Below are 18,509 nucleotides of genomic sequence, written 5' to 3' on the forward strand. Positions count from 1 at the left end.
CCAAGCTACCCTGCCAAGGCCCGAACTGGCGACGGTTCGGGCCTTGTGCTTTGCGTACCCAAACAATCGCCGCAGAATACTGTGCATTTGTACAGTATTCATGTCAGCCACTTCCAAGCCCAAGCTCTACAACCCACGCCACCCCGAACGCACGCTGCTCTACCAAACGGTAGCCGAGCACTACGAGACCTGGCTAGAGTTGGCCAGCGCGGGTCAGTTCGACGGCCAGGGCGACCACCACACCCCCAAGCCCTTCGTGCGCAAAGCGTTTGCCAAGTATCTTGAGTGCGGCATCTTTGCCCATGGCTTTGCCCGCGCTCGCTGCGGCGACTGTGGGCACGACTACTTCGTCGCTTTCTCCTGCAAAGGCCGGGGAGTCTGCCCCTCGTGCACCACCCGGCGCATGGTGGAGACAGCAGCGCACCTGAACGATCACGTATTCCCCCGCCTGCCGGTGCGCCAGTGGGTGCTGTCGGTTCCCAAGCGGCTTCGTTACTTCATGCAGCGCGACGGAGCGGTGCTGAGCATGGTGCTGCGCATCTTTCTGCGGGTGATCGCACAAACTCTGCAGACCCACAGCCCCGGTGCGGCCCATATGGACAAGGCAGGCCTGCACATCGGTGCCATCGCCTTCATTCACCGATTCGGCTCCAGCCTCAATGAACACGTCCACTTCCACGTTTGTGTGGTGGACGGGGTGTTTGAGGAAGTGGAGGGCGAGGGCGATGCTGATGCGACCCCTCGAATCTCATCGCCGGGTGTCATCTTTCACGCGGCCACCGGCATCGATGCGGCTACCGTGGCCCCAGTGCAGACCACACTGCAAAAACGCATCCTGCGCGCCTTCGTTGCTCGGGGCCTGCTGGAGAACTGTGACGCCAAAGACATGCTGGGCTACAAACACAGCGGCTTCTCGGTGGATGCGGGGGTGTGCATCGAAGCCCACGACCGCGCTGCGCTGGAGCGGCTGCTGCGCTATTGCGCGCGTCCACCGTTTTCCATGGAGCGCCTACGCAAAGAGGGAAGCAAACTGGTGTACCGCTGCGGCAAGCAGCGCAGCGAACCCACCAGCGACAAGCGCGGTGCCAAGGTTGATGAGCTGCACCTCACACCGCTGGAACTGATCGACCGCATCGCCGCGCTGGTGCCACCGCCACGCACCCACCGGCACCGCTACTTTGGTGTGCTGGCACCAAACTCGCCGCTGAGAGCGGCGGTAACGGCGCTGGCTCAGCCTGCTGCGTCGCAACCAGCCACGGTGGAGACTGCACAACCTGGCGCGGGCGTACCTGGGGTGGCGGCGCCGGGCAACGCGGCCACACCCACACCCGAACCTGAAGCACGCCCGAAGCGAGCGGCGCATTACTTGTGGGCGGTGCTGATTGCCCGCATCTACGAGGCATTTCCGCTGCTGTGCCCCATGTGCGGTGGGCAGATGCGCATCATTGCCTTCATCACCCACAGCGCCGAAATCCGCCACATCCTGAACCACATCGGGGTGGAGTCTGCCCCCCCGCACATCACCCCGGCACGCGGGCCACCGCTGTGGGAGGGCTGCGACGCGCCGGTGGATGATGGTGCGCAAGGCGAGCCGGATTGGGATCTGGCAGCTCAACCCGACGAGGTAGACCAGCGCGTCAATTGGTGACCCAGTGAAGCGGCGGTATCCATCGCTGCGGGGAAGCAGCTGCGCGCGCGCCAGGCCCAAATGCATACTGCCTCCCAAGCTCTTGCCATTGAGCGGCAAGCGAGCGCTCAACCTTCCTTGGCCGAACGTGTTTCGAGGCCCAAAACTCGTGCCATACTTGGCCTCATGCGGTTGAATTTCCTATCCGTCAAGTTTCAGGCGAAAGTCGCCACCATGGCGGTGGGCGATCCGCGCGAGGGCAAGACGCCGCTCGGCGCAGTGGTTGACGCCAAGACCGTTGGCTATCCGTTGATCGCTGCCGGCGTCGATCCGGCCCATCTCTACGAGGATCAAGCGTCGGGCAAACGCGAGGATCGTCCCGGCCTGTTGAGCTGCCTGAAGGCGCTACGACCGGGGGATACGTTGATGGTGTGGAAACTTGACCGGCTCGGGCGCGATCTGCGGCATCTCATCAACACCGTGCATGACCTGACCGGGCGAGGCATCGGTCTGAAAGTGTTGACTGGGCACGGTGCAGCCATTGACACCACGACGGCCGCCGGCAAGTTGGTCTTCGGCATCTTCGCCGCGCTGGCCGAGTTCGAGCGCGAACTGATTACCGAGCGCACGATTGCAGGATTGGCTTCGGCGAGGGCGCGCGGTAGGAAGGGCGGCCGGCCCTTCAAGATGACTGCCGCCAAGTTGCGGCTGGCGATGGCCGCTATGGGGCAGCCCGAAACCAAGGTCGGCGATCTATGTCAGGAACTGGGCATCACAAGACAGACCTTGTATCGGCACATTTCGCCGAAGGGCGAGTTGCGCCTTGATGGCGAGAAACTGCTCAGTCAAGTTTGATGACAGGACAGCGGTTACTGTAGACGAATCGTGACGACTGGTTGAGTCAGTATGTCCTACCTGTTATCACTTGAACGCCAATAACAGAACGCCTCCGGCGACCATCGAAATGCCGGACCACTCCCTCAGTGACGGGCGTTCGCCCAAAAAGGCGAAAGCAAATACCGCCACCAGGACAAGACTGAGTTTATCCACTGGCGCAACCTTGGATGCATCGCCAATCTTGAGTGCGCGGAAGTAGCAGACCCACGATGCCCCTGTCGCCAAGCCGGACAGCCCGAGAAAAAGCCATGTCTTGGGTGATAACTCCAAGGGGTTGGTCCATTTCCCCGTGTAGGCAACAAACGCCGACAGGACGACGATGATGATGGCCGTGCGGATCAAGGTGGCCAGATCGGAATCAACTCCCTGAATGCCAACCTTGGCAAAAATAGCCGTCAGTGCCGCAAGGATAGCGGACAGCAAAGCCCAATAAAACCACCCCGCCGAATTAACCATTTAGCCTGCCTCCGCGTTTCTCAAACCGCTACCGCATGGGAGCGATAACGGCAACATTTAAGCCAGTTTGCTTCTCTTGATCTGAGAAGTCGAGGCGGATTTCAGCACCGATGCGATTGGCAATCGTCTGGACAATGGATAGTCCCAGACCCGAGCCGATCTGCTCGCTCCCCAGCGTGCGGTAGAAGGGATCAAACACTCGATCCCGTTCAGCCAACGGAATGCCAGGCCCACTGTCCTGAATACGTAGTACGACCTTCCCTTCCGAAACACCCACAGAAAGATCAACACGCCCTCCCTCTGGCGTGTAGCGGATGGCGTTATCGACTAGGTTCTTGACCACAGCGATCATGTCCAGCTCGCTTGCCCACACTTCGGCGTCCAGCGCGCCTTCGACACCGATGTCGATGTGCTTGGCCTCGGCCAGCGGCATGAGGTCTTCCAGCACGCGGCGGTAGATGCTCTGGACAGATACAGGCGACTTCGGCAGGTCGGTGGCCGACTGTGCCTTGGCCAAGGTCAAGAGTTGATCGAGCAGGCTGCGGCCGCGCTCGATCCCTTGGCGCAAAACCGTCAGCCGTTCGCGCGCCACGCTGGACATTTCCGCTTCCGCGAGCCGTTCTGCTTGCAGCGACATGGCTGTCAGCGGCGAACGTAGCTCGTGCGCGGCATCCGCCACAAAGCGGCGCTGAGATTCCATCGACTGGCTGACACGAGCGAGCAGGCGATTGATCGCCACGACAAACGGACGTACCTCGACCGGAAGGTGGCGGTCTTCGACGGGATGCAGTTCCTGCTCTGCCCGCTGGTCTATTTCCTTGGACAGCGCCGCGATGGGCTGGAACATCTTGCGCACCAGGTCAGCAACGATCAACAGCAGCACCGGCACGAGAATCAAGAAAGGCATCACCGTGCGCAGTGCCCCGTCGCGGGCAATTTCATTGCGGAAACCGGACTCCTGAGCCACAGCAATGCGTTCGCCGCTCGCCGTGGTCTTGACCAGCACGCGAAACGTCTCGCCACCAACTTCCAGCGTGTGCAATCCATCCGCCAAGGTCGCCGGGAGCGGGAGCACGCCTCCTGCATCCACGCCTACCGTAGAGGGACTGACCTCACCCAAGCGCTGGACGATCACGCGCGACTCTTCATCGACATCCTTGAGACGGATATCGGTGGTTGGCACGGCAGGCAACAAGCGCTGGCGATCCATGAGCTGCGCCACCTGGCGCAGTACATCGTCCTGTAGTTCGTGCGCTTCATCGAAGGCGGACAGGAACGAGAATACGCCCGCCACAACGGCCACCACGAGGATGGCCAGCGACAAGGTGAAGGACAGCTTGAGCTGAACTGATTCGTTCAAGCGCCTTTTGAGACCATCCATCCGACCCCCCTGACGTTCTTGATGACCTCGCCACCGAGCTTGCGCCGCAGTGCGTGGATTAGATATTCGACGGCATTGCTTTCGACTTCTTCCCCCCAGCCATAGATGCGATCCTCCAGTTCGCTGCGCGAAAGGATGGCACCAGGCCGAACCAGCAAGGCTTGCAGTAACGAGAACTCGCGGTTGGACAGTTGCACTTGGGGGCCATCATTGGCACAAGCCTCTTTGGTGGCCGGGTCAAGCGTCACCACGCCGTTGCTGAGCACGGGAGCTGCCGTGCCACCTTTGCGCCTCAGGACGGCGCGCATCCGGGCCAGCAGTTCCGCCATCTGAAAGGGCTTGGACACATAGTCGTCGGCCCCGCCATCCAGGCCGCGCAGGCGATCATCCAGACCATCGCGAGCCGTGATGATGAGCAGGGGAACCGGGTTGTCCTTGGCTCGGATGCTGGCCAGCACCTCCAGCCCATCCTTTCCGGGCAGACCGAGGTCGAGTAGCACCAGGTCGTAATGCTGGCAGCCCAGCGTGGTGAGCGCCGTCTGCCCGTCCTTCACCCAGTCGGCGGCGTAGGACGCATCCTTCAATGCGCCCTGGATCGCGTCACCGATCATGGGATCGTCTTCGACCAGCAATACCCGCACTCACCCTCCCTTCAATTGTTGTTCAATGCGCCGTCCTGGCGGCTCGCTGCCTGAACAGCAGGATTGCCACCACTATGAAGGTGAGCAGCGCGGCCGACGCTGAATAGCGGCTCAGCGCCAAGCCGCCCGCGCTCACCGGCTTGTCCAGAAAATCGCCGACCACGGCACCTAGCGGACGCGTCAGGATGAACGCCGCCCAGAACAGCAGCGTGCGGGACACGCTCGTCCAGTAGTAGGCTGCCACGACCAGCGCGAGCAGCCCGCCGAACACGACGGCCGCACCCGTGTATCCCAGGCCCGCCGTATCAGCCGTCCAGTCGCCCAGCGCGGTGCCCAGCGTCTGGGAGAACATAATCGTCAACCAGTAAAAGGCTTCCGCCTTGGGCGAGCTGACCGTGCTTACCGACACGGAGCCAAGGGTGCGATGCCAGACGAAGAGAGAGCCAAGCAGCAAGGCCAGCAGCAAGCTCGAACCGCCAGCGTACCCGATTCCGAGCGATCGGTCCGCGAAATCGGCCAGCGTCGTGCCGACCGTGGTTGTCGCGATGATGGTCGTCCAGTACAGGAAGGGGTGGAAGTCCTTGGCCTTGACCTGCGCGACCACGGCAGCCAGGAAGATCGCCGCGAAGATGGCTGTACCGACCAGGTAGCCCAGGTTCATGGACATCGAAACCGCATCACCGCCAGTTTCACCGAGCGTCGTGGCGGCAATCTTGATGAGCCAGAAGCCCAGCGTAACTTCGGGCACCTTGGCCAAAGCGTGTTCAGTGGATGTTTTCATGGGGCGCGCTCACTTTCCTTCGAGCGTGTTAAAGGTTTTCAGCAGGGCATCCATCGCAGCCTTGCAGTCAGCCTGGCTTGGCGTGTCTGCGCGAAGCGTCGCAAGCGACTTGTCGATGGCCTTGTCGAGCAGATGCCAGTCATCTGCCGCGCGCGGTTTGAGTCCGGCTTCGGCCGAATCCCATGCGACTTCCAAGTCCTTGATGCGTGACTTGGCAGCAGGCAGATCGCCCTTGTCAACGATGGCGGCGACATCAGTGGCGATGCTGCGGAAGGCCGACAGGTCGCCCAGCTTGGATGCAGTTTTGACTTGCAAGGCCGAGACAGTCTGGGCCGGTGTAGTTGATGCCGAGCTTGCGTTGTTCTGATCGGCAGATTTGGAACAACCAGCCGCGAGGGCCAAGAGCACGGCGGCCGAAATAGCCGCAACAGAGCGAGCGATTGAGTGCTGTATGAACATGTTTTTCTCCTTGTGTAGAGCGAAGAGGGTTATTCGACGAGCTGGGCCGAGCGGCGTCCATTCATGCCGATCTGCGCGACGGCCACCAGCATGACGATCACCGTGAGGAACAAGGCGCTTGTCCACATGGCACCCATGCCAAGGCCACCATAAGTCTTGGCCTGCGTCAGCAAGTCGCCGAGTGCGGCCCCGAAGGGGCGGGTCAAGATGTAGGCGATCCAGAAGGTCAGAACGGCGTTGCCGCCCATGCGCCAGGCGGTATAGGTGATGCCAATCAGCACACCGAACGCCACCGCGCCCCAGGTAAAGCCCAAGCCCAATGCCTCGGTCGCCAAATCGCCAGCAGCCGTGCCCAGCGCGAACGTGCAGAGGATGGCAGCCCAATAGAACAGCTCCCGGCTGCGCGTCACAATGTCGTGAATGGACAGGGTGCGCTCGATCCGATACCAGACGAAGAAGATCGCGGCGAGCGCAACGGCGAACGCCGAGGTGCTGATGTACAGGCTGACGCCAAGGCCATCGGTCAGCAGATCGGTGATCTGGGTGCCGACCACGCTGACCAGTACCACCGTCAGCCAGTAAATCCAAGGGGTATAGCGTCGGGTGCGCAACTGCATGAACAAGGCGGCCGCCAACAGGGCAGCCATGACGGTTCGAGTCACGCCTTGCCCCCACCCTGCGTTGACCGCCAGGAAATCGGCTCCCGTCTCGCCCACCGTGGTGGACATGATCTTGATGATCCAGAACGACAGCGCGACTTCCGGGACTTTATTGAGCCAGCCAGTGGTGCTGCTCGTGGGCAATTTGTTCATGGTGTTCTCCTGCCGGGGGTGAAATGGTTTGCCAGCAGTTTGAACATGCTGACTTAGCCCGCCCATAGGCTCACTCGCGCACCCATCCAAGCGCGATCAACCCGCTGAAAAGCCGCCGATGGATTCCGGTGGAAAGTTGATAACTTGGCAATAGATACCAGTGTGCTTCACGTAACGTCAGCCAGGCACAGATTGCAGCAACGGCGATGGCCCCGAGCATGTCGAATGGGAAGTGCACTCCAAGGTAGATGCGCGCCCAGGCAATGGGAACGCCCAGCAAAGCCAAAGTCACGCCTGCAATTCGTGGGCCTCGTTGCAGCGCGAGGCTGAAGGCAACCGCCCACCACAGCGTCAGGTGATCGCTTGGGAAAGACGAATCGGCAACATGAGGGATGAGGGTGTGACCCAGGCCGATCATGAAAGGTCGAGGATGCAACCAAGCCAGGCCGATGATCTGGTTGATGAGCAGGCCCAGCAATCCCGATGCGCTAGCAACGAGCATCGTCTTGCGGGTAGGCTCGCCGCCGCGAAGCCAGCCGATGCCGATCAGGAGTGGAACCGCCCAGATGAGCTGTTCGGCAAAGAAGGTGGCCAACGTCAGAGCCAAAGCACTGGGATGCTCCGGTGCGTTGAGCCAGAGAAAAAATGTATGGTTGAGTGATTCCATGAGGTCTCCGGGCCGGATCGCCTCCGAGGGAAACGATCCGGCCATACTGTCGGGAGTCAGTCCCGCTTGTCGTGGTCATCATCGTGATCCGCCTTGTCCTCGGCAGACGAGATGACCGTGCCCTTGTCGGCATCGACCCGGACATCGAAGACCTTGGCCCCGCTGACGACTTCCACGTCGTAGACCCAGCCTTGCTTCGAGTTCTCGTACTCGGCGCGTGACGCCTTGCCATTGGCGTGCTGCTCGGCGACGGTGACCGCCTGTGTGAGGGGAATCTTGGCCTTGCTGATTGCCAGGGCGTCGTTTTCCATACCGCCATTGGCGGCGTAGGCGACCGCGCCGGTTGCAGCGATGGCGACGGCCAGAAGGGAAAGTTTGGTGTAGCGGTACATGATGCTTCTCCAGAAGAGTGCAGGGATTTGCACAGTGGAGAAGGTACGCAGGCAGACTTAGCTCGCACTGAGCCGGGAAGTTTTCGCTCTCGCCGATGTAGTGTTATCGACTTCTAATAATTGGTGCAGTCGTCTTCTGAAAATGACAGATAAATCGCATGACGGCCTTTTTGGCCGGGGGTAGCATGACCGGACACTTTGCGTATACCCAAAATGACCGGAGGAACCCATGACCAGCCGCAACGGCTACTTCCCAGGCATGTCATTTTCAGAAGGCGACTGCACGGAATGTCAGGAGTCGGCTGCACGGCCTGTCGGGGCTATTTTTTGCGGGAGCGTTCCATGTGCAGAACAGCGTCAAGCAATGCCATTGAATCGCAGGTGTCGGATGCGTAGACCGTGCGCGTCCTTGGGTCATACGACACCATGACGAACGGGTCTGAGGTACGTTCCGTGCTCCGGGGCGCTTGACGCTTGGAGCGGTAGGTTCTGCATACCTCCCTCTTGACCTTGCCCCTGTTTGCTGGAGTTCTTAGCCCACGGATTACGCGGCCTTTTTACGCTGTGCCTCGTACCAGCGTTGCTCATATTGCATCGGGCTGAGGTATCCCAGCGTCGAATGCAATCGTCGGTGATTGTAGAAAGCCATCCAGTCCAGCACCGCGTCCATGGCCTCACGCCGGGTAGCGAACTTCCTGCCGTACAGGCTGGCCGTTTTCAATCTGCCCCAGAAGCTTTCGGTCGGTGCATTGTCCCAGCAGTTACCCTTCCTGCTCATCGATGAGCGCATCTCCCAGACACGTAGCGTGTCCTGGAATTCGTGGCTGCAATATTGACTGCCACGGTCGCTGTGGAAGATGAGGCCAGCCTCAGGGCGGCGCCGGAACCACGCCATGGTGAGCGCATCCTTGACTAGACTGGCTTGCATATGGGCTTGCATGCTCCAGCCCACCACCTGACGGCTGAACAAATCAATGACGCCCGCCAGGTACAACCACCCCTCGTCGGTAGCGATGTAGGTGATGTCGCCACTCCACAACCGGTTGGGCGCCTCGGGATTGAAGCGCCGCTGCACGAGGTCGGGCGCCACCGGCAGACTGTGCCGGCTATCCGTGGTCACCACGAATTTGCGCTTGGTCTTGGCTTTGATGCCGTGCTGCTGCATCAGGTGACGTACCCGCTCTTTACCGACACGAATCCCGCGTGCAAGCAGCTCCTTGTGCATACGCGGCCAGCCGTACTCCTGCTTGACCTCTATGTGAATTGCACGCATGTGGGCCAGTAAGGCTTCGTCGCTATGGCGGCCAGCAGGCCCTGGGCGAGCAGCGTCACGGCGGCGCTGCCAGACAAAATAGCCACTGGCGCTGACCTCCAGCACTTCGCAGGAGATGCTCACTGGATACTGGTTTCTCATTTGGTAAATCCAGGCGTACCTCGCAGCGTGTCCTGCGCGAAGTACGCCGCGGCTTTTTTTGCGATGTCTCGCTCCATTCGAAGCCTGGCAACCTCAGCACGCAGGCGCGCCAGCTCCATTTGCTCAGGCGTGACGGATGCAGGTCTGTCTCCTACACCGCCCACATCACCCTTGGCGCCGCGGCGTACCCAGTTGCTCAGGCTGGCCTTGGGGATACCCAATACCTTGGCTGTGGCAGCAATGGATTGCCCACCCTTGACCTGACGCACCGCCTCCAATTTGTATTCCCGCGTGTACTGCGCTCGAACTTGCTTGTCTGACATTTCTTGACTCCTTGGTCGTATTTTGAACAAGGCTCAAGAACTCCACTTTCCGGGGGCAAGGTCATCTTTTCGGCAAGCTGCTGGCCGATCTTCTTCCAGTCAAAGAGATAGTCGGGATACAACCGGCGCATGTCTCGCTTGTCCTGCGGCTCAAGCGTGTAATTGCGAATCCGCATGATGTTGTAATTGCTCCTGCCGACTTTGACCGTGAGATAGCAAAAGCCCTTTCTGGTCGTGACGAAGGCACTGCTTTGCTTGCGGCTCATGGTTGCTCGCTCCCGCCTTGCAGCGCGGCGTATAGGGCCGTCTTGCTCACCTTGAGCCGTGTAGCAGCCTCCCGGACGTTCAGCCCGTTGGCAATATGCTCCTGCGCCCGCTGCAACTTGTCGGCAGTGACAACCGGCTTGCGCCCGCCCTTGCGCCCGCGAGCGGCGGCAGCGGTCAGCCCGGCCTTGGTGCGCTCACGGATCAAGTCGCGCTCGAACTGGCCCAGCGCGCCGAACACGTGGAAGATGAGCCGCCCGCCCGGTGTGGTGGTGTCAATGCTTTCTGTCAGCGACCGGAAGCCGACGCCACGCGCTTCCAGCGCGCCGATTGTCTCGATGAGGTGTGGCATCGAGCGCCCGAGCCGATCCAGCCGCCAGACGGCCAGCACGTCGCCGTCGCGCAGATAGGCCAGCGCGGCGGCCAAGCCGGGCCTGTCGGCCTTGGCCCCGGAAGCCGTGTCCTCAAAGACGCGCTCGCAGCCCGCCTTGCGCAGTGCATCCGTCTGCAAGGCGGTGTCCTGTTCAGCCGTCGATACCCGCGCATAGCCGATGAGTGCCATTACCGCCCCTTTTGTCCGTTTTTCCGTCCGCCTATCATAATGTCCGACAACCCGTTATTCAAGCGCATTGCCGGACAGTGACCGGCTTGGCCGACTAATGATCGTTTGACGGACAAGGCGGCGCATGTGCCGCCATCCCGGCGCAATGGAACAGCGAACCGACTTAAGCCGGAACCGCCGAAAATTCCGGCGCGATACCGAGTAAGCCGGAATCCCAGATTTTTCCGGCACCGGGTCAAATAACGCCAACGACCAACAGGAGCGCCCTATCTATTGCTTTCATTCGCTCATCGTCGAGGCGGCCAAACGGTTCACTGATTTTGGTGCGCGGTAGCGTCGAGAGCTTGTCCACCATAACTTGCGATAGTGCGCGCAGCCCGTTAGCTGGATTCGGTTCCACGGTGACGCGAAACGCGGCATTGCGCAGGTCGCTTGTCACTGGGCACAGCACAACGCTTTCCAAGTCGGTTAGTAGGTCTGATTGAACGATCAGGGCTGGTCGTGGTTTGCCGTAGTCACCCTGCAATGAAACCGTCACGAGGTCGCCTCGCTGCATCACTCCCAGCCCTCAACGTGCGATGCCGCCTCTTCGGTGAAGCGCAAAACCTCTGCTTCTGCTGGGTCGCCCTTCAGGCTTTGGCATTGCTTGCGCACTTGCGCCGTGAACTCAGGCGAACGGGTGTCCGGCACCCAAAACTGCACAGGCCGCAGCCCCGCCGCGCGCATCCGTTCGCGGTGTCGGGCTACCTTTGATTCGTGAATTGATGGCATGGTGCTCTCCATTGGTTGCATGTATGGTTACATGATACTGCGCATGAAACCATAGCGCAAGCCAAGCCGTTCCGCAACGTCGTGCAGGGAAGTTCTGCGCAATTTCCGCCCTTCTTGGAGTTTCGTGCATAGGACTGCTGACACGACCCGGTCAGAAGTCGGCTGCACACGGGGCGGCCAGCCTCATGAACTGGTGCAGACGTCTTCTGAAAATGACAAGGCAAGACCAAGGCGAAGCGCAGCGCGATCATCACGCCGCGCACCGCCCAGGAAACACAGATTGCGGCCATGCCGCGCCAGTCACGCGCAGCGCGCCAGGCGCTCGCCAAGACGCCACCGCTGCGCGTCGGCGGCGATGGCCTGGTCGAAGGTGCCGACCGCATCATGCGGACGCCGACCGAGCACCAGGCCGCCGGCGTCGCTTTCAAGGTCGCGCGCATCTACTTGCGCGTCAGCACCGACGAGCAGGACTTGACCAGGCAGGCCGCCATCGTGGAGAGCACCAGGGCCGCCGGCTTCTACGTCGCCGGCATCTACCGCGAGAAGGCTTCGGGCGCTCGCGCCGATCGCGCCGAGCTGCTGCGCATGATCGGCGACCTGCAACCCGGTGAAGTCGTCGTTGCGGAGAAGATCGACCGCATCAGCCGCCTGCCGCTGCCCGAGGCCGAACGCCTCGTGGCCTCGATCCGCGCCCAGGGCGCGCGCCTGGCTGTCCCTGGCGTGGTCGATCTATCCGACCTGGCCGCCGAGGCGAAGGGCGTGGCAAAGGTGGTGCTGGAGTCGATCCAGGACATGCTTTTGAAGCTGGCGTTGCAGATGGCCCGCGACGACTACGAGGATCGCCGCGAGCGGCAGCGGCAGGGCGTCGAGCTGGCGAAGGACGCCGGCCGCTACACCGGCCGCAAGGCCAACACAAAGGTGCATGAACGCATCGTGGCGCTGCGCAGCGCAGGCCACAGCATTCCAGAGACGGCCAGGCTGGCCGGGTGCAGTGAAAGCCAGGTCAAGCGCGTATGGGCGCTGCACAACCAGGCGCAGGCGTGACCTACTCGGCCGCCTCCAGCTCGCGCAGGCATTCCATGATCGCCGCCCGCTCCAGCGGATCGAGCTTGGCGAGCTTCGCTTGCCAGCGGGCTTTCTTCCGCTTGATGCGCTCGCGCTCGCGGAAGTTGCTGCCGAGGTAGCGCAGATCGTGCAGCTCGGCCGGCTCGGGGTAGTTCATCCACAGCCGTTCGATAGCGATGCCGCCGCGCGTCATCGCGTTGAAGTCGATGGTTCTCCATGACGCCAAGGGAGAGCTGTCATAGATCGTTGAGCTGTAGCCCGACACCATCACCGCGCACGGCAAGCCGGCCAGCACGTCGAGCAGCCGCACGTGGTCGGCGTCGTCGTATTCGTGGCGGTATAGCTTGCCGCCGCGCCGGCTGTCCATCACGTAGGGCGGATCGGCGTAGACGAACTCGGAGCCGGTGAACTGGTGGGACTCCAGCCAGGCCACGGCGTCGCCGTGGTGCAGCTCCAGGCCGGGCACGTCGAGCTGCTGCCAGACCTCGATCACCTCGGGATCAACGTCGATGCCGACGCTGCGGGCAGCGGGCCGCTTGCGCTCCAGGATGTTGCCGCCGCCCAGGTGCGTTTCGATGTACGTGTCGTGAGGCGGGATGTTGTTGATGATCGTCTGGTAGACGCCGGCACCGCCCTTGCCGCCGGGGTATCTCATGGCCTTCTTCCTGGAGTAAATCGGGACTTGGCCAGCATCGTCAGAAATGGCGATGCTGTCAAGGGAAGCCGGCCGGGCCTGCATCGTCAGAGCCGACGATGCGAAGCTGCTGGAGCGTCCTGCAGCACCGCCAGGAATGGCGATGCCGGATCGCTCAGTAGGTGGGGATGTAGACCACCTCAATGTCCACGCGCTGGTTCTCGCGCCGGCCCTCGGCCGTCGAGTTGTCTGCCACGAAATCGGCGGCCGATGCGAAGTTCACCATGATCTTGAGCGGCGAGACGCCGCGCGCCACCAAGTACGACCTGGCCGAGAGCGCACGGCGTAGTGCAAGGGCCTCATCGGCCGCGCTGGGCCGTAGTGTGCTGGTGCGCCCGCTGATGTAGATGATCGCCGCATTCCTAGCGTCGGCCAGCAGCTCCAGGGCCTCTGGCGTCGGCTGGAATGTCGCGCTGCTGTCGGGGAAGGACACCGATACGCCGGACTTGATCGGCGTGCCGAAGTTGCCGGCGTCGCCGGCGGCCAGTGCGCTTTGCGCGCTGACCAGGAACGCCAGAGAGAGGGCCAGAAGAACGGGTTTTCGCATGGGGCAGGACTCCAATCAGAAGAACAGGTAGCCGGCCTTGCTCATGGGGATGCGGATCAACCAGAGCGAGGCCAGGTGCAGCGGGTAATAGGCGTAGAAGGCCCAGCGCAGGCGCGGCACGCGCACATCCACCCGCGAGGCCAGGAAGAGCACCGGCAGGGCTGCCAAGGCCCACAGGTTGCGATTGACGAACCACAGGGCCGCGCAGGCCAGCACCGCGACCGCCGCGGCGGCCCAGCTCGGCCGGCGCGTGTACGACCACACCGCCAGGCCGAAAGCCACGGCCGGCCACCAATATTCGACCGAGCTGCCGCCGACCAGGAACACCACGCCGGCGGCCGCCAGGTGCAGCTTGCCGCCACGTTCGACCAGGTAAGCCGTGGCCGTGACGACCAGCAGCGTGAACATCACGTTGAGCGGCCACCAACCGGCGTACAGGCCGCCGAGGGCCACGAAGGGCACGGAGGCCAGCGCGCCGAACATCGCCAGGCGCGACATGGTGCGGCCGTACACGCCGCGTTCGAGCGTGCCCGGCCGGGCCAGGTTGTAGGCCAGGACGAACACGAAAAGGGGGAGCGCCACGCGGCCGGCCTCGAACAGCACCGGCAGCGTCGCGTTGAACAGGTACTTGTTGACGTGATCGCCGGTCATGAGAACCAGTGCGAGCCACTTCAACGCTTCGACGGTTCCATCAGGAATCCGCAGGGCCTTCATCAGCGCCGGCCCCCGCGAATCGCGTAGGCGCGCAGCACCAGGAAGATGATGTAGAGCGCTGGCAGTGAGAGCACGAAGGCGATGGGCTTGCCGATCCACGCCGGCAGCGCCCACAGCAGAAGGCCCAAGGCGAAGATCGGGCCGAGGCCCAGCAGAAGCAAATCGAGCTGGTTCTTGGCCTGTCCTTCCGCCCACTTGCAATAGGCTTGAAGCAACCGGCCGACGCCCAGCGTGTACCGCATCATGAAGGCGTGGAATTTGTCCATGTTTAGCCGCTAAATCGGAAGAGCCGGCCTACTCGGCCGACCCCTCGCGTGAAGTGTTGAAAGACACCGTGCGGGGCACGTAGCCGGCCACCGACACGCTGCGAGCTGCTGCGGCCGCTGGGGCGGCCTGCTGGGGTGCTGGTGCCGGCCTGGCCGCCGGCGTCGCCCGCTGGGCCACCGTCGCGGGCTGGCTGGGCGTCGAGGGCGTGGCCCCGGCCTTCGTCACGTCAAGCGTGACGAACCGAGCTTCGAGCCAATCGGCCCACTTCGACGCCTTGCGCATCAAGTCGGCCCGGTACACCGCGTTGTACTGCGGCGTGCGCGAGTGGTAGTTCGCCGCCTTCGTCCAGAGGTCGCCCTTGTCGTTGCGGATGTGCATCCGCAGCCGCCAGGCGGCCAGGTCGAACGAGTAGCAGCCGGCAGCCGCCACATCGTTCGCCGTGATGCCGTATCGGGCCAGGTCGCCCAGGTACGCGGTGTTGAACTGCATCGGGCCAACGTCATGCGTGCCATTCGAGTTGCGCACCCACTGGCCCGGCTTGCCGCCCTCTTTCTCGGCGACGGCCAACACGATGTTGACCGGCACCTCGTACTTGACGGCGGCCGAGATCGAGCAGACGACGCGCTCCTGGAGCTGCGGCGGCAGATCGGCGAAGAACGGCATGCCCTCCCCTCCCTCAGTTCAGCCAGGACTGACGGCGGCGCTCTTCGTCCTCGCGCCGGATGCGTTCGTTGTACTCGGCCAAGGCGCGGTCATAGTCGCGCGCTTCGACCCAATACCCGCCCCGCTCTGGCGTCCCGACATAGCGCGGCAGCGTGCCGCTGCTGGCGAAGTCGGTGTAGGCGTGGCCGGTGTAGGCCCCGCAGTAGTCAGGCAACTGGTTGCTGATGTACGTGCGCCCATCGTCGTAGCCGCCCGTCCACATCACCAACGTCGAGTTCAGCGACTGCGCGTCGCAACGGCCAGCGCCGCGCGAGATCGCCGACACGAGCGACTGCATTTCCGGCGTCTGGCTCGCCACCGGGCAAAGCTGGAGGAAGTTCAGGCGGGCGCGGATCGTGTCCGACAGCTTGCGCTTCGTGATGTTGAAGTACCGCGACAGCGACGGCGTGCATTCGCTCGGGCGCGTGCCCGACGACAGGCACAGGATCGCCTCGCAGGCCAGGCGCGTGTCGCCGGTCAGCACGTCTTGCGCGCTGGCCGTGCCGGCGGTCGATCCGAGGGCTGCCACGAGGGCGGCCAGGGCAAACAGTTTCTTCTTCATGGTTGGACTCTCCTTGGTTACGCAGTTGTGCCGTCGCGGCCTTGCTCGCGGTTGGCGAACGCAGCTACTTCGGACTCGGGATCGGCATCGGCGGGGCCGCCTGCCAGGCTGTTGTCGCCGAAGCTCGGCGCGGGCTGCTGGTCGGGCACGTCGATGTTCTCGGCCGTGCCGCTTCCTTGCGCCTTGATCGCGGCGGCGATCTTTCCGCCAGTGGTGTCGGCGATCCGCTCGGCTGCGGCTTCGCGCAGGCTCGCGGCTTTGGCCTTGGCAACATCGGCGGTTCCCTTCGCCAAGTTCGCGCCGGCGTCGGCGGCGATGCGGCCGGCCGTGCCGAGGGCCGATGCGGCCGATGCGAGCAAGCCGGGGCCGGTGCTGCCCGGTGCGGCCTGCTGCCCTTGCCCTGCCCCGCCGGCGGGCTTGGGTTCGTTCTTGGCGGCCTTGTCGGCACTGCTGCCGGTGCTGGCCGTCGAGCTGCTGCCCTGGCCGCCGGCGTCGGCTTTGCCGCCGCCCTTATCGCCGCCCTTCGAGCTGCCCGAGCTGCTGCCGGTCGAGGGGCTGCCGCCACCCGACGAAGAGCCACCGCCGGAGCTGCCGCTAAAGCCCGCAGCCTGAGCGAAGGGCGTGCTGCCGGTGCCGGCGTCGCCGCCGCCGCCCGCACCGCCGCCCGAGCTGCCGCCGCCCGAGAAGGCCGACATAACGTCCGTGCCTGCCGACACGTTCTCATTGGCCTTCGAGAAGGCGGCCATGACGGCAGAGGCACCACCGGCGGCCGAGGCTGCGCCGGCGGCCAGAGCGGCGCCGCCCGGTCGCGGCCGCTGCTGCTGCCATGCCTGCGGCACCCAACGCAGCGCCTGCACCGAACTGGCCGATGCCGGCACCGCCCACGCTCGCGCCGGTGATGATCCCGGCGATGAGCGGCGGAATCTTGTTGACCAACGCCAAGAGGATGATGACGACGATCAGCATCACGCCCATTTCCTTGAGGCTGATGCCGGCGCTCATGCGCGAGTAGTAGTCATCGAGGAAGGTCTTGCCGATGCCCACCAGGAGCACCATTGCGAAGAGCTGCGCGGCCACGCCCAGGACGACCTTGTAGTAGTTGATCGCCATGTCGGAAGTCCAGCGCGAACCACCGAAGCCGAGGAAGAACACGCCGCCGTAGGCGAGCACCCAGCCCGACGCGAGCAGCAGAAGCATATTCACACCGACCAGGGCCAGGATGACCAGGATCGCCACGGCCATGAGGATGCCGGCCATGCTGTCCACCGGCGACCACACCGAGGACTGATCCATCACCTTGTCGAAGATCGCAAAGCCCACGTCCACGATGCCCGAGGGCGACAGAGCATTGCCCAGGCCCGTCGCGTTGCCGGCGAGCTGCCGCAACGACGCATAGATGGACGAGGCGAAGTTAGGGCCGTTGGTCAGCGCCCACCAGAAGAAGCCGGTAAAGATCGTGAAGCGGACGAACTCCGCGAAGAACTCGCCAATGTCGGCCTTGCGCAAGGCCATCATGCCGAACGTCCAGACCATCGAGATCACAACCAGCGTCCAGAAGAGCCAGGTTGCGGCCGTGGTGATGACACCGGCCCAGCCGCTCGCGGCGGCCTGGTAGCGATCCAGCACGCTATCGAACACGCCGGCGTTGTCGATGGCCGCGTGGGCATCGACCGCGGAAGAACGCCAGCCAGACGAACAGCGGCAGGGCGAGGGTTTTTAGATTGGCTGGCATTCTCATCGTCAGCACCTCACCATTCGCGTTTCGGGCTGGGCTTGAAATCCCCACCACGACGCAAGCACAGCGACGAAAAAGCCTGCTGGACGCCCTTGTCCTCGATCTTGGCGATGTTCTCGGGCTTGCAGTTCTCGTCGTTCATTTCCGGCATGGGGGCCGTGGCCGGCTTGTTGTCGCAGCCGGCGACCAAGGCCGCCACGAGGGCGGCCGAGGCCAAGGACAGAGCCTTGATTGCTTTCATGAATCCCCCTTACCAGGTGCGCGCCGGGCTGGCCCGGTAGCTGCCCTGGCGCAGTTGTGCGGCCGCTGCCGCCTGCTGGGCTTCCTTGTCGGCGTCGGCCTGCATCTTGGTTGCCATCGCGTTCTGCTGCGCGATCAGCAGGCCACGAATCTGCAAGAGCTGGTTGGCCTGCTGGCTGGCGAGCTGGTTGGCGTAGCCGATGGCCTGCATTTGGCCCTGCGCGCCCTGCGCTGCCGATTGAAGACGCTGCAACGTCGCTGCATCGGCCGTGAGATTCGTTTGCTGCCTATCGAGGCCTTGAACAAAGGCATCGTTGGCCTTCTTCTGCGACTCGCTCGCGAGCTGGGCCACATTCCGAAGTGCTGCGCGTTCCGCGTCGGAGCACCCTGCCGCCGTAAAGCACGGCGAGTTCTTGTAGTAGTTCACGTCCTGGAACTTGCCGATGTAGCTGTCCAGGCTGCCGAGTTGGGTCTTGTAGTAATCCAGCGTGTTGACCGCGTTCATCAACCCGTTGATGGTCGATTGCGCCTGATCC

Annotated in this window: 23 protein-coding genes and 1 pseudogene; 3 read left to right on the forward strand and 21 right to left on the reverse strand. The window is 63.1% G+C overall.

Features of this window, described 5'->3' with window-relative positions:
* The first annotated feature begins 100 nt into the window (after nt 1-100).
* The gene (locus RD110_RS27245; RefSeq protein ID WP_076205821.1) at nt 101-1,648 is read left to right on the forward strand and encodes an IS91-like element ISCR8/ISPps1 family transposase; all 1,548 of its coding nucleotides are present in this window, start codon (nt 101-103) and stop codon (nt 1,646-1,648) included.
* A gap of 165 nt (nt 1,649-1,813) precedes the next feature.
* On the forward strand, nt 1,814-2,482 hold the full coding sequence (locus tag RD110_RS27250) for a recombinase family protein (protein WP_237306186.1): 669 nt from the start codon (nt 1,814-1,816) through the stop codon (nt 2,480-2,482).
* Between the two features lie 66 nt (nt 2,483-2,548).
* Here RD110_RS27250 and RD110_RS27255 read toward each other — a convergent pair whose 3' ends face one another.
* The 12 genes from RD110_RS27255 to RD110_RS27325 all read right to left on the reverse strand — a co-directional run bounded on the left by RD110_RS27255 (nt 2,549) and on the right by RD110_RS27325 (nt 11,447).
* Entirely contained in the window at nt 2,549-2,980 is a 432-nt protein-coding gene (locus RD110_RS27255; RefSeq protein WP_005797960.1) for an EamA family transporter, read from the reverse strand.
* Between the two features lie 28 nt (nt 2,981-3,008).
* Nucleotides 3,009-4,361, reverse strand: a complete 1,353-nt coding sequence (locus RD110_RS27260) for an ATP-binding protein (RefSeq protein ID WP_029310059.1) — start codon at nt 4,359-4,361, stop codon at nt 3,009-3,011.
* Nucleotides 4,337-5,002: a response regulator transcription factor gene (locus RD110_RS27265; RefSeq protein ID WP_005797956.1), complete on the reverse strand. Its 666-nt coding sequence runs from the start codon at nt 5,000-5,002 to the stop codon at nt 4,337-4,339. Before RD110_RS27265 ends, RD110_RS27260 begins: the two co-directional genes overlap by 25 nt.
* Before the next feature lie 22 nt (nt 5,003-5,024).
* On the reverse strand, nt 5,025-5,783 hold the full coding sequence (locus RD110_RS27270; protein ID WP_011875625.1) for a COG4705 family protein: 759 nt from the start codon (nt 5,781-5,783) through the stop codon (nt 5,025-5,027).
* A gap of 9 nt (nt 5,784-5,792) precedes the next feature.
* Nucleotides 5,793-6,242, reverse strand: a complete 450-nt coding sequence (locus RD110_RS27275) for a hypothetical protein (RefSeq protein WP_076205818.1) — start codon at nt 6,240-6,242, stop codon at nt 5,793-5,795.
* A 29-nt stretch (nt 6,243-6,271) separates the two neighbouring features.
* Entirely contained in the window at nt 6,272-7,054 is a 783-nt protein-coding gene (locus tag RD110_RS27280) for a COG4705 family protein (protein ID WP_005797951.1), read from the reverse strand.
* A 70-nt stretch (nt 7,055-7,124) separates the two neighbouring features.
* Complete coding sequence (locus RD110_RS27285; RefSeq protein ID WP_011517526.1) at nt 7,125-7,721, reverse strand: undecaprenyl-diphosphatase; 597 nt, start codon at nt 7,719-7,721, stop codon at nt 7,125-7,127.
* A gap of 56 nt (nt 7,722-7,777) precedes the next feature.
* The gene (locus tag RD110_RS27290; protein ID WP_005797945.1) at nt 7,778-8,113 is read right to left on the reverse strand and encodes a PepSY domain-containing protein; all 336 of its coding nucleotides are present in this window, start codon (nt 8,111-8,113) and stop codon (nt 7,778-7,780) included.
* Between the two features lie 544 nt (nt 8,114-8,657).
* Nucleotides 8,658-9,850 (reverse strand): IS3 family transposase gene (locus tag RD110_RS27300; RefSeq protein WP_087748592.1). Its coding sequence is split into 2 segments (ribosomal slippage): nt 8,658-9,589 and nt 9,589-9,850, totalling 1,194 coding nucleotides; the frame shifts between segments, so codons are not numbered across the junction.
* 262 nt (nt 9,851-10,112) lie between these two features.
* Nucleotides 10,113-10,676 carry a recombinase family protein gene (locus RD110_RS27315; protein WP_021561445.1) on the reverse strand — a complete coding sequence of 188 codons (564 nt, stop codon included), beginning with the start codon at nt 10,674-10,676 and terminating at the stop codon, nt 10,113-10,115.
* Between the two features lie 235 nt (nt 10,677-10,911).
* Nucleotides 10,912-11,232, reverse strand: coding sequence for a type II toxin-antitoxin system PemK/MazF family toxin (locus RD110_RS27320; RefSeq protein WP_021561444.1), 321 nt, complete (start codon nt 11,230-11,232; stop codon nt 10,912-10,914).
* Nucleotides 11,232-11,447 carry an antitoxin MazE family protein gene (locus RD110_RS27325; RefSeq protein WP_021561443.1) on the reverse strand — a complete coding sequence of 72 codons (216 nt, stop codon included), beginning with the start codon at nt 11,445-11,447 and terminating at the stop codon, nt 11,232-11,234. Before RD110_RS27325 ends, RD110_RS27320 begins: the two co-directional genes overlap by 1 nt.
* 384 nt (nt 11,448-11,831) lie before the next feature.
* Here RD110_RS27325 and RD110_RS27330 point away from each other — a divergent pair, with 384 nt between their 5' ends.
* Nucleotides 11,832-12,491 (forward strand): recombinase family protein, encoded by a 660-nt coding sequence (locus tag RD110_RS27330; RefSeq protein WP_011178412.1) that lies wholly within the window; start codon nt 11,832-11,834, stop codon nt 12,489-12,491.
* 1 nt (nt 12,492) lies between these two features.
* Here RD110_RS27330 and RD110_RS27335 read toward each other — a convergent pair whose 3' ends face one another.
* The 9 genes and pseudogenes from RD110_RS27335 to trbJ form a co-directional block, all read right to left on the reverse strand.
* A complete protein-coding gene (locus RD110_RS27335) occupies nt 12,493-13,167 on the reverse strand; it encodes a DNA adenine methylase (protein WP_011178411.1) in 675 nt (224 codons plus the stop codon).
* A 154-nt stretch (nt 13,168-13,321) separates the two neighbouring features.
* Nucleotides 13,322-13,753 (reverse strand): OmpA family protein, encoded by a 432-nt coding sequence (locus tag RD110_RS27340; protein ID WP_001665065.1) that lies wholly within the window; start codon nt 13,751-13,753, stop codon nt 13,322-13,324.
* 15 nt (nt 13,754-13,768) lie between these two features.
* A complete protein-coding gene (locus RD110_RS27345; RefSeq protein WP_011114053.1) occupies nt 13,769-14,467 on the reverse strand; it encodes a TraX family protein in 699 nt (232 codons plus the stop codon).
* Nucleotides 14,467-14,733 carry a hypothetical protein gene (locus tag RD110_RS27350; RefSeq protein WP_010890140.1) on the reverse strand — a complete coding sequence of 89 codons (267 nt, stop codon included), beginning with the start codon at nt 14,731-14,733 and terminating at the stop codon, nt 14,467-14,469. Before RD110_RS27350 ends, RD110_RS27345 begins: the two co-directional genes overlap by 1 nt.
* A gap of 28 nt (nt 14,734-14,761) precedes the next feature.
* On the reverse strand, nt 14,762-15,397 hold the full coding sequence (locus tag RD110_RS27355; RefSeq protein WP_011114052.1) for a transglycosylase SLT domain-containing protein: 636 nt from the start codon (nt 15,395-15,397) through the stop codon (nt 14,762-14,764).
* 13 nt (nt 15,398-15,410) lie between these two features.
* Nucleotides 15,411-15,998 carry a TrbM/KikA/MpfK family conjugal transfer protein gene (locus RD110_RS27360; protein WP_010890138.1) on the reverse strand — a complete coding sequence of 196 codons (588 nt, stop codon included), beginning with the start codon at nt 15,996-15,998 and terminating at the stop codon, nt 15,411-15,413.
* Between the two features lie 17 nt (nt 15,999-16,015).
* Nucleotides 16,016-17,736 (reverse strand): annotated as a pseudogene (trbL, locus tag RD110_RS27365) (P-type conjugative transfer protein TrbL).
* Between the two features lie 10 nt (nt 17,737-17,746).
* Nucleotides 17,747-17,974 (reverse strand): entry exclusion lipoprotein TrbK, encoded by a 228-nt coding sequence (gene trbK / locus RD110_RS27370; protein WP_076205824.1) that lies wholly within the window; start codon nt 17,972-17,974, stop codon nt 17,747-17,749.
* 9 nt (nt 17,975-17,983) lie between these two features.
* Nucleotides 17,984-18,509 (reverse strand): P-type conjugative transfer protein TrbJ (gene trbJ / locus RD110_RS27375; RefSeq protein WP_076205826.1); only part of this gene is annotated, 526 nt, incomplete at its 5' end.

The sequence above is a fragment of the Rhodoferax koreense genome, assembly GCF_001955695.1.
GTDB lineage: Bacteria > Pseudomonadota > Gammaproteobacteria > Burkholderiales > Burkholderiaceae_C > Rhodoferax_B > Rhodoferax_B koreensis.

Coding starts and splice junctions, on each gene's coding strand:
- RD110_RS27245 (WP_076205821.1), top strand. CDS start 101: ATGTCAGCCACTTCCAAGCCCAAGCTCTACAACCCACGCCACCCCGAA.
- RD110_RS27250 (WP_237306186.1), top strand. CDS start 1,814: ATGCGGTTGAATTTCCTATCCGTCAAGTTTCAGGCGAAAGTCGCCACC.
- RD110_RS27255 (WP_005797960.1), bottom strand. CDS start 2,980: ATGGTTAATTCGGCGGGGTGGTTTTATTGGGCTTTGCTGTCCGCTATC.
- RD110_RS27260 (WP_029310059.1), bottom strand. CDS start 4,361: ATGGATGGTCTCAAAAGGCGCTTGAACGAATCAGTTCAGCTCAAGCTG.
- RD110_RS27270 (WP_011875625.1), bottom strand. CDS start 5,783: ATGAAAACATCCACTGAACACGCTTTGGCCAAGGTGCCCGAAGTTACG.
- RD110_RS27275 (WP_076205818.1), bottom strand. CDS start 6,242: ATGTTCATACAGCACTCAATCGCTCGCTCTGTTGCGGCTATTTCGGCC.
- RD110_RS27280 (WP_005797951.1), bottom strand. CDS start 7,054: ATGAACAAATTGCCCACGAGCAGCACCACTGGCTGGCTCAATAAAGTC.
- RD110_RS27285 (WP_011517526.1), bottom strand. CDS start 7,721: ATGGAATCACTCAACCATACATTTTTTCTCTGGCTCAACGCACCGGAG.
- RD110_RS27290 (WP_005797945.1), bottom strand. CDS start 8,113: ATGTACCGCTACACCAAACTTTCCCTTCTGGCCGTCGCCATCGCTGCA.
- RD110_RS27315 (WP_021561445.1), bottom strand. CDS start 10,676: ATGGCACTCATCGGCTATGCGCGGGTATCGACGGCTGAACAGGACACC.
- RD110_RS27320 (WP_021561444.1), bottom strand. CDS start 11,232: ATGCAGCGAGGCGACCTCGTGACGGTTTCATTGCAGGGTGACTACGGC.
- RD110_RS27325 (WP_021561443.1), bottom strand. CDS start 11,447: ATGCCATCAATTCACGAATCAAAGGTAGCCCGACACCGCGAACGGATG.
- RD110_RS27330 (WP_011178412.1), top strand. CDS start 11,832: ATGCGGACGCCGACCGAGCACCAGGCCGCCGGCGTCGCTTTCAAGGTC.
- RD110_RS27335 (WP_011178411.1), bottom strand. CDS start 13,167: ATGAGATACCCCGGCGGCAAGGGCGGTGCCGGCGTCTACCAGACGATC.
- RD110_RS27340 (WP_001665065.1), bottom strand. CDS start 13,753: ATGCGAAAACCCGTTCTTCTGGCCCTCTCTCTGGCGTTCCTGGTCAGC.
- RD110_RS27345 (WP_011114053.1), bottom strand. CDS start 14,467: ATGAAGGCCCTGCGGATTCCTGATGGAACCGTCGAAGCGTTGAAGTGG.
- RD110_RS27350 (WP_010890140.1), bottom strand. CDS start 14,733: ATGGACAAATTCCACGCCTTCATGATGCGGTACACGCTGGGCGTCGGC.
- RD110_RS27355 (WP_011114052.1), bottom strand. CDS start 15,397: ATGCCGTTCTTCGCCGATCTGCCGCCGCAGCTCCAGGAGCGCGTCGTC.
- RD110_RS27360 (WP_010890138.1), bottom strand. CDS start 15,998: ATGAAGAAGAAACTGTTTGCCCTGGCCGCCCTCGTGGCAGCCCTCGGA.
- trbK (WP_076205824.1), bottom strand. CDS start 17,974: ATGAAAGCAATCAAGGCTCTGTCCTTGGCCTCGGCCGCCCTCGTGGCG.